At 73.4% G+C, this 9,067-nt stretch carries 8 protein-coding genes; 6 read left to right on the forward strand and 2 right to left on the reverse strand.

The window, feature by feature from the left end:
• A partial coding sequence (locus tag PINTE_RS18755) for a PEP-utilizing enzyme (RefSeq protein ID WP_245643056.1) occupies nt 1-1,208 on the forward strand: 1,208 nt, incomplete at its 5' end.
• Between the two features lie 346 nt (nt 1,209-1,554).
• On the opposite strand, the gene PINTE_RS18760 is transcribed toward PINTE_RS18755, so the two are convergent.
• Together PINTE_RS18760 and PINTE_RS18765 are read right to left on the reverse strand one after the other, a co-directional pair.
• Nucleotides 1,555-3,303, reverse strand: a complete 1,749-nt coding sequence (locus PINTE_RS18760; RefSeq protein WP_068433778.1) for a potassium channel family protein — start codon at nt 3,301-3,303, stop codon at nt 1,555-1,557.
• 12 nt (nt 3,304-3,315) lie between these two features.
• Nucleotides 3,316-3,702: a DUF6394 family protein gene (locus PINTE_RS18765; protein ID WP_068433784.1), complete on the reverse strand. Its 387-nt coding sequence runs from the start codon at nt 3,700-3,702 to the stop codon at nt 3,316-3,318.
• Nucleotides 3,703-3,920: 218 nt separating this feature from the next.
• On the opposite strand from PINTE_RS18765, the gene PINTE_RS18770 reads away from it, so the two are divergent.
• The 5 genes from PINTE_RS18770 to PINTE_RS18790 form a co-directional block, all read left to right on the forward strand.
• Complete coding sequence (locus PINTE_RS18770; protein WP_068433786.1) at nt 3,921-5,306, forward strand: magnesium chelatase ATPase subunit I; 1,386 nt, start codon at nt 3,921-3,923, stop codon at nt 5,304-5,306.
• Nucleotides 5,306-7,366: a vWA domain-containing protein gene (locus tag PINTE_RS18775; RefSeq protein ID WP_068433788.1), complete on the forward strand. Its 2,061-nt coding sequence runs from the start codon at nt 5,306-5,308 to the stop codon at nt 7,364-7,366. Before PINTE_RS18770 ends, PINTE_RS18775 begins: the two co-directional genes overlap by 1 nt.
• 119 nt (nt 7,367-7,485) lie before the next feature.
• Nucleotides 7,486-7,683: a hypothetical protein gene (locus PINTE_RS23405; protein WP_068433790.1), complete on the forward strand. Its 198-nt coding sequence runs from the start codon at nt 7,486-7,488 to the stop codon at nt 7,681-7,683.
• Nucleotides 7,684-7,693: 10 nt separating this feature from the next.
• On the forward strand, nt 7,694-8,371 hold the full coding sequence (locus tag PINTE_RS18785; protein WP_068433792.1) for a response regulator transcription factor: 678 nt from the start codon (nt 7,694-7,696) through the stop codon (nt 8,369-8,371).
• Nucleotides 8,340-9,067, forward strand: a 728-nt coding sequence (locus PINTE_RS18790) for a hypothetical protein (protein ID WP_157087371.1), incomplete at its 3' end; no start/stop codon positions are given. The genes PINTE_RS18785 and PINTE_RS18790, both read left to right, overlap by 32 nt.

The following is a 9,067-nucleotide window of genomic DNA, read 5'->3' on the forward strand; positions in this document are numbered from 1 at the left end:
CCGCCGAGGCCACCCCCGCCGAACAGCTCGACGCGGTGGAGCGCGTGCTGTCGACGCGGGCGCCGGTGACGATGCCGGGCTTCGTCGGCTACGCGGCACCTGGCTTCGTCGCGCTCGGCGCGGCCCGCCGGCTCGCCGTCGACCCCCGCCCCGGCGAACTGGAGACCGTGCTGCGGGGCCTGCCGCACAACGTCACGACCCAGATGGACCTCGACCTGTGGGCGCTCTCGCAGCGCGTGGCCGTCACCGGGTCGGAGCCCGCCGCCGCCGACCTGGCGGACTTCCTGACCCGCTGGGGCGACCGGGCCGTCTCCGAGATCGACCTGGGGATGCCGCGCTGGCGCGAGCAACCCGAGCACCTGGTGGGGATGCTGCGCAACTATGCGCGCACGGGCGCCGCCGGCTCGGGACCGGATCCGGCGGCGCAGTTCGAGCGGGGCGCGCGGGAGGCGCAGGAGGCGGTCGACGCGCTGCTCGACCGGGTCGGCAACCCGGTGCGCCGGGCCGCGTTGGGGTTCGCGCTCGATCGGGCGCGCCGCCTCATCGGCCTGCGCGAGACCCCCAAGCTCGGGCTGATCACGCTGCTGGCCCGCGCCCGCGAGCAGCTGCTGCTCATCGGGGAGCAGCTGGCCGCCGACGGCCGGCTGGACGACGCGCACGACGTCGCGTTTCTCGACGTCATCGCGATCCGCGAGGCGCTGGACGGGGCCGACGTGCGCCCCCTGGTCGCCGCGCAGCGCGCCGACTACGAGGCCGAGCTGCGCCGCCGCCACATCCCCCGGCTGCTGCTCTCGGACGGCACCGAACTGGAGGCGCTCGCCCGGCCGCTGGCCCATTCTCTGTCGCAGGCCCAGGCCGATGAGCACACGCTCACCGGCACCCCCGCCTCCAGCGGCGTGGTCACGGCCCCGGCGCGGGTGGTCACCGACCCGGTGGGCGCGCACCTGGAGCCGGGCGAGATCCTCGTCGCGCCCTCGACCGACCCCGGCTGGACCCCGCTGTTCCTCACCGCCGGCGGCCTGGTCATGGAGATGGGCGGCAGCAACAGCCACGGCGCCGTCGTCGCCCGCGAGTACGGCATCCCCGCCGTCGTCGGGGTGCGCGACGCCGCCGCCACCCTCGTCACCGGCCAACTCGTCACGGTCGACGGCGCCGCGGGAGTGGTGCGTCTGGAGGACGAGCCGCTGACGGGCCCGCCGAGCCGCTGACTGCCCGCCGAGGCGCTGAACGCGGCCTGCCGCGACGCTGAACGCGGCCTGCCGCGACGCGCGGTCTCACTTTTCGGGAGCCGGTTCTCGACTGCCGGGACTGGACCGCCGGGGTGCCGCGGAACCGGCTCCGCGGAGTTGGTTCGGCGGAGACCGACCGGTCCAGTCCGATGGCACAGGCTCCCGTGCGAAGTGGGCTGCGGCGGCGCGGGGGCGGAGCGGCTGATGCGGTCGAGCAGCTGACGGGCCGAGCGACTCCGGGCACAGCGGCTGACGGGCCGAGCGACTCCCGGGCACAGCGGCTGACGGGCCGCGCGGCTGAGCGGCAGGCTCGGCAGCGCCCGCCTCAGCCCTCGAGCCGGCGGCGGCGGGCGTTGTAGGCGAGGCGGAACAGCCAGGTGGTGGGCACCTGACGGCCGGTGCTGACGTACTCGACGGCGGCGTCGGAGAACAGGGTGCCCGACAGCATGTCGAAGCCGATGCCGCGCCCGGCGAGCAGCAACTGGTCGCCGACGCGCACCGGCTGGTCGAGGTCGGGGGCGTACCGGGTGTGGTCGTCGCAGATGATCGCCAGCACCGCCACCGGCAGCCGCTGGGTGCGGTCCTCCGGATGGCGCAGCAGGTCGCGCAGGGTCAGTTCGTGGGTGCGTAGCCAGCGCACGACCGACGGGGCGTGCGCCCGGTCGAGCTGCAGCAGCACCGTCTCCGGGGTGGCCGAGCCGCAGCGCCGCCGCAGCGCCTTGAGCACGCCCTGCGCCCACTCGTCGTCCTGCTGCATGACCTGCTCGAGAAAGCTCCACAGGTGCGGCGCGATGACCCGGGCGAGGATCTCGCGGGCCACCAGCTGGCTCGGCACGAACACGGAGTCGGGATCGAACGCGTCGAGCAGCGCCTCGTGGCGGATCGTGCTCTGCCGAACGCTGATGAACATCCCCGGGTTCTCGCGCCGGGCGTGCGCGGCCACCGCGAGGTTCGTCGCGTCGCGCCCGGCTCCGGCGACGACGCCGACGGCGCCGGTGAGGTCGGGCGCCCCCTCCTGCGGGGAGGCGTGCGTGACGTCCAGGCCGGCGGCGGTGAAGTCGGCGGTGACCTCGCGGGTGAACTTGTTGTCGCCGACGATCACCCAGCGCCCGTCGGCCAGCCCCTCGCGGCGCGGCGGCAGCGGCGTGCCCCGCGGGTTGAGAAACCAGCTGACCAGCTGGAACGTCGACGGCCGGCGCAGCGCCATGAGCAGGTACTCGCCGTACTCGTCGAACGGGTTGACGACCCCGGCCGGCTCGAAGTCGCACATGCGCTCGGCGATCTCGCGGTCGTCGGCCCGCGCGTACACCGGCAGTTCGGGGCGCAGCAGGTTGACGGTCATGACGATCGACAGGTTCGCCTCGGCGTCGTCGGTCAGCGCGATGACGCCCGCGCAGCGCGGGTGCCCGAGGCCGGCCAGGCCGAGCATCGCCGGGTTCGTCGCGTTGCCGTCGATCGCCGGGGCGTCGACGACGAGCGCACCGGTCGTCATCTTGTTGATCGCCGACTGGTCGACGTCGATGACGACGAACCGCTTGCCGAGGTCGTCCAGGCTCGCGCAGACCCGACGCCCGGTCTGCCCGTAGCCGGCGACGATGAAGAACGGCTCGGCGAGCTTGGCCACCCGGCGCCGGAACCGCTGCAGCGCCACCGCCTCCCGGAAACCGCGGTCCTGCATGAGCGCGAACAGCGCCCCGATCGAGTAGGCCCACCCGACGACCGAGGCGTAGATCGCCACGATGACCCACATGCGCTGCAGGGTCGTGAACGGGTAGGGCAGCTCTCCGAAGCCGATCGTCGTGGCCGTGTAGGAGATGACGTAGAACGCGTCGAACGCGGTGAGCTGGTGCGGGCGGCCCTGGTCGTCGACGCCGGGGATGAGCATGAGCCCGAGCACCGAGATCGAGAACGTCGCGATGAGCACGATGAGCGGGCCGCGCATGCGCCGCAACACGAGGAAGATCGCGTCGGTCGAGGGCACCTCGGTGGGTACCGGCACAGCCACCCGGCGCAGCGGCGCCGTGTGGGCCGTCGGCTGGCGCCGCGCCAACAGCATGAGCAGCGGGTTGGCCATGGCCGCCTGCGCTCAGTGCCTGCGGTAGGAGACGGTCTCGACGACCAGCAGCACGACCGAGACGACGTTGGCGAACAGCGCACCACCGGAGAGCGAGACGACGCTGGCCGTGTGGGAGGCGGTCAGGCCGCCGTCGGCGACCATCGTCGCCCAGATGTACACCCCGACCGCAGCGAGCAGCTGGATGTCGGCGACCAGGCTCGTGGCGAGGTAGACCGCCCCGATCTGCGTGCGGTCTCCGAACTTCAGCACCGTCGCGATGAGCGAGACGACGACCGCGGCGTACAACTCGTAGATGTTGTGCACGCGCGCCTCGGTGATGTCACCGATGAAGAATCCGAAGTTCAGCGTGGCCGCGAGCAGCACGAAGAACCCGAAGACGACCTTTTCGAGGTTCACCTCGCCAGGGTAACGGCCCTTACACCAGGTCGAAGGCTTCCCTGTCGGTCGAGGGCTCGTGCCGCAGCAGCGGCCCTCGACCGATAGGGCAGCCTTCGGCCGAATGAGGAGGGGAGGCTTCGCACGAAGGAGAGGGGAGGGGTGAGCGGAGGCCGAGTCGGGGCGGGGGTACTGGCGGGGCCTGGGCGGGGGTCGGGTTGGCGACGTAGGGTCGTCGGGTGAGTGACGCTCCCACGATCGACACCGTCGGCGCGCTGCGCGCCTCCGGGCACGAGGCCAAGCACCTGCGCGCCGAGATCCGTGACAACCTGCTGACCGCGCTGGCCGCGGGCACCGACCCGTGGCCCGGCCTGCACGGCTTCGACGACACCGTGCTCCCCCAGCTCGAACGGGCCCTCATCGCGGGCCACGACGTCGTGCTGCTCGGTGAGCGCGGGCAGGGCAAGACCCGCCTGCTGCGCACCCTCGTCGGCCTGCTCGACGAGTGGGCTCCGGTCATCGCCGGCTCCGAGCTCGGCGAGCACCCCTACGAACCGATCACCGCCCTGTCCCAGCGCCGGGCCGCCGAACTCGGCGACGACCTGCCGATCACGTGGCGGCACCGCAGCGAGCGCTACGCCGAGAAACTGGCCACCCCGGACACCTCCGTGGCCGACCTCATCGGTGACGTCGACCCGATCAAGGTCGCCGAGGGCCGTTCCCTCGGTGATCCCGAGACGATCCACTACGGCCTCATCCCCCGCGCGCACCGCGGCATCGTCGCGGTCAACGAGCTGCCCGACCTCGCCGAGCGCATCCAGGTGGCGATGCTCAACGTCATGGAGGAGCGCGACATCCAGATCCGCGGGTACGTCATCCGGCTCCCGCTCGACTTGCTCGTCGTCGCCTCTGCCAACCCCGAGGACTACACGAACCGCGGCCGGATCATCACGCCGCTGAAGGACCGCTTCGGCGCCGAGATCCGCACCCACTACCCGACGGCGCTCGAGGACGAGATGGCGGTGATCCGGCAGGAGGCCGATCTCGTCGCCGAGGTGCCGGACGCGCTCATCGAGGTCCTCGCCCGGTTCACCCGGTCGCTGCGCGAATCCCCCTCGATCGACCAGCGGTCCGGCGTCTCGGCCCGGTTCTCGATCGCGGGTGCCGAGACCCTCGCCGCCGCGGCCCGGCACCGCGCGGCCCGGCAGCACGAGGAGCACGCGGTGGCCCGCGTCGTCGACCTGCAGTCGGCGCTCGACGTGCTGCGCGGCAAGCTGGAGTTCGAGTCCGGCGAGGAGGGCCGCGAGGACGAGGTGCTCGCCTACCTGTCGCGCACCGCCACGGCCGCGACGGTGCGGGCGCACCTGGCGGGCATCGACCTGGCTCCGATCGTCACCGCGGTCGAGGAGGGTGCGCTCATCACGACCGGCGAGCAGGTCAGCGCCGACGAACTGCTCGCCGGGCTGCCCGAATCGGCCGCCGCCACGTTCGCGGAGGTCGAGCAGCGGCTCGGCGCGAGCGACGAGGGGCAGCGCGCCTGCGCCGCCGAACTCGCCCTCGAGGGCCTGTACCTGGCCCGGCGCATCAGCAAGGACACCGACGGCGCGCAGACGGTGTACGGCTGATGAGCCGGCACGCGCGGGGCGCCCGCTACGGGCGGTACGTCGAGGGGCCCGACCCGCTGGCTCCCCCGGTCGACCTCGGCGACGCGCTGTCGGCGATCGGCGAGGAGGTCATGGCCGGCACGTCGCCGCAGCGGGCCATGCGCGAGTACCTGCGCCGCGGCTCGCCGGACCGGGTCGGGCTCGACGAGCTGGGCCGCCGGGTCGCCCAGCGCCGCCGCGAGCTGCTGCACAAGCACCGGCTCGACGGCACCCTGCAGGAGGCCAAGGAGCTGCTCGACAAGGCCGTGCTCGCCGAGCGCAAGCAGCTCGCCCGCGACCTCGACGACGACGCGCGGTTCGCCGAGATGCGCATCGAGAACCTGCCGGCCTCGACGGCCGCCGCGGTGCGCGAGCTCGCCGACTACCCGTGGCGCAGCACCGAGGCCCGCGAGGCGTACGAGCAGATCAAGGACCTGCTCGGCCGCGAGGTGCTCGAGCAGCGGTTCACCGGCATCAAGCAGGCGTTGGAGGGCGCCACCGACTCCGACCGCGAGGCCGTCAACGAGATGCTCGACGACCTCAACTCCCTGCTGGAGCAGCACCGGCGCGGGGAGGACACGGGCGCCAGCTTCGCCGACTTCATGGCCAAGCACGGCGAGTTCTTTCCCGAGAACCCGCAGACCATCGACGAACTCATCGACACGCTGGCCCGGCGCGCGGCCGCCGCGGCGCGGTTCCGCAACTCCCTCAACCCCGAGCAGCGGGCCGAGCTCGACGCCCTCGCCCAGCAGGCGTTCGGCTCCCCCGAGCTCATGGAGTCGCTCTCGCGCATGGACGACAACCTGCGCGCGCTGCGCCCCGACGAGAACTGGACCCGTTCCGAGCACTTCAGCGGCGAGCAGGGCCTGGGTCTCGGAGACGGTACTGGCGCCCTGCAGGACGTCGCCGACCTCGACGCCCTCGCCGACCAGCTCGCCCAGGAGCACACCGGCGCCGACCTGCGCGACGTCGACCTGGAGGCGCTGACCCGCCAGCTCGGCGAGGGCGCGGCCGCCGACGTGCAGGCCCTCGCCGAGCTGGAGCAGGCGCTGCGGGAGTCAGGCCTGCTGGCTCGCGCGCCCGACGGCTCGCTGCGGCTCTCGCCGAAGGCGATGCGGCGCCTGGGCAAGACGCTGCTGCGCGACGCGACCGACAAGATCACGGCGCGCGCCGGCAACCGCGACGCGCGGCGCTCCGGCCAGGCCGGGGAGTTCAGCGGCGCCTCCCGCGAGTGGCAGTTCGGCGACACCGAGCCGTGGGACGTCACCCGCACCGTCACCAACGCCGTGCTGCGCGAGGCGGCCGAGGGCCGGCCGGGCGCAGCAGGCGAGGACCGGCCGGGATCAGCACGCGCAGGCCGGCCGGGCGGCCCGACCGAGCGCGGGGTGCGGCTCCAGCTCGGCGACGTCGAGGTGAGCCAGACCGAGGCGCGCACCCGCGCCACCGTCGCGCTGCTCGTCGACACGTCGTTCTCGATGATCATGGAGGGCCGCTGGGTGCCGATGAAGCGCACGGCGCTCGCCCTGCACCATCTGGTCAGCACCCGGTTCCGCGGCGACCAGCTCGAGCTCGTCTCGTTCGCGCGGCACGCCCGCACGCTGCCGATCGACGAGCTCGTCGGGCTCGACGGTACGTGGCAGCAGGGCACCAACCTGCACCACGGGCTCATGCTCGCGGCCCGGCACTTCCGGCGGCACCCGCACACCCAGCCGGTGCTGCTCGTCGTCACCGACGGCGAGCCGACCGCCCACCTCGCCGCCGACGGGGAGGCGATCTTCGACTACCCGCCGAGCGACCTGACGCTGGCCCTCACCGTGCGCGAGCTCGACGCGATCAGCCGGCTCGGGGCGCGCACGACGTTCTTCCGCCTCGGCGACGACCCCGGCCTGGCCCGCTTCGTCGACGCCATGGCCCGCCGCGTCGACGGCCACGTCGTCGCCCCCGACCTCGACGACCTCGGGGCCGCCGTCGTCGGCAGCTACCTGTCCGGCCGGTGGGGCCGCTGGGGTCAGGATCCGGGCGAACAGGTGTGGCCCGCCTAACCCGCCCTGTCCCCCGTCGGATGGACTGTCCAATCGATGGGGTTGCGGCAGTCTTTCGTCGAAACGTCAGTGACACAATCGATCTCACGTTCCGGCAGGGCTGGGAAAGGACACTGGACATGCGTGAGACGCGCGCGGCGGGCGACGAACCGGGAGCCGGCGGCTGCCGCTACCCCAGCCCGCCCCCGGCCGCCGCCGACGGCGCGGGAACCTCGCTCCGCTCCGGGCACGAGCGGCGCGCGCAGCGGTACCTTTCCATCATGCTCACGAGCGCGGGACCCGAACGAACGCTGTACCCACCGGCCTTGCGGCCGTAGGGGATTGCCGATGTCCCGCCGCGACGGCCCCGACGGCGGGGTCGCCGTCGGGTTCGTCGACGACCACCCCGCGGTGCTGCAGGGCCTCGTGCAGCATCTGCGCGCCGCGCTGCCGGAGATCACCGCGACCCACACCGCCTCCGATGTCGCGGGGCTGGTGGCCGGGCTGGGCGCCTCCGGGCGCATCGACCTCGTCGTGCTCGACATCCAGCTCGGCGACCGCAGCGTGCCCGAGCACAATGTCGCGGCGCTGCGCCGGCACGGCGCGCGCGTGCTGCTGTACTCCCAGGAGACCCGCGCCAGCGTCGTCGCCCGCTGCCTGCAGGCCGGGGCGTTCGGCATCGTCAGCAAGAGCGAGCCGCTGGACGTCATGACGGAGGCGGTGCGCTGCGTGCTGCGCGGCGAGCCGCACCTCAACGCCGACTGGGCCGCCGCGATCCGCGCCGACACCCAACGGCAGCAGCCGACGTTCGCGCCGCGCGAGGAGGAGGCGCTGCGGCTGTACGCCCTCGGGCTGCCGGTCACCTCCGTCGCCACGCGGATGTACGTGGCGCCGGCCACCGTCAAGGAGTACCTGCTGCGGGTGCGCCGCAAGTACGCCGACGCCGGCCGGGACGCCACCTCGAAGACCGACCTGCTGTTCCGGGCCATCGAAGATGGACTCATCGACCCGCCGCGGCCCCGCTGAGACGGCGCCCATCGACCGCCTGGCGTTCCAGTACCTCGGGGTGGGCGTCGCGGTCTTCCTCGTGCTCAACCTGTCGGTCACGCTGCGCAACAACGTCGTCAAGGCCGGCATCTACCCGACGTGGGTGGCGGTGCTCGGCTGCGTTCTCGCGGTGCTGGCCACCGTCTGCTACCTGGTCGGCTGCGCCCGCGGGCGACCGTCGGGGGTGCGCACCCGCGCCCTCGCGCCACTGTGCCTGGCGATGATGGCCGCGCACGTCGTCGCGCTCGCTGTGACGGGAACACAGTTGGGCCGCAACGACTTTCCGCCGCTGCTGCACTGGATGGGCGCGGGGGTGACGTGCGCGGTGGCGCCCTGGGGCGTGCGCGGCAGCCTCGTGCTGCTGGCCGGTTACGCACCCGGCTACCTGTACGTGCGCAGCCGCGCCCTCGACTGGCCGCACGCGCTCACCGAGGCGCTCGTGTTCACGGTGGCGGCGCTGACGTTCACGCTCATCGTCAGCCTCATGACGCGGGCGGTCCGCGAGCTGAGCAGGGTCGCCGCGCGGGTCGCCGCCGAACGCGCCCGCAGCGAACAGGCGGCGGCCGCGGCCTTCGAGCGCACCCGCTGGGACGCGCTCGTGCACGACAAGGTGCTCGGCGCGCTCCGGCTCGCCGCGACCGCAACGACCCGCGAGCACCGGCACGCGGCGGCGGC

The sequence above is a fragment of the Piscicoccus intestinalis NBRC 104926 genome (assembly GCF_001515525.1).
GTDB classification, from domain to species: domain Bacteria; phylum Actinomycetota; class Actinomycetes; order Actinomycetales; family Dermatophilaceae; genus Kineosphaera; species Kineosphaera intestinalis.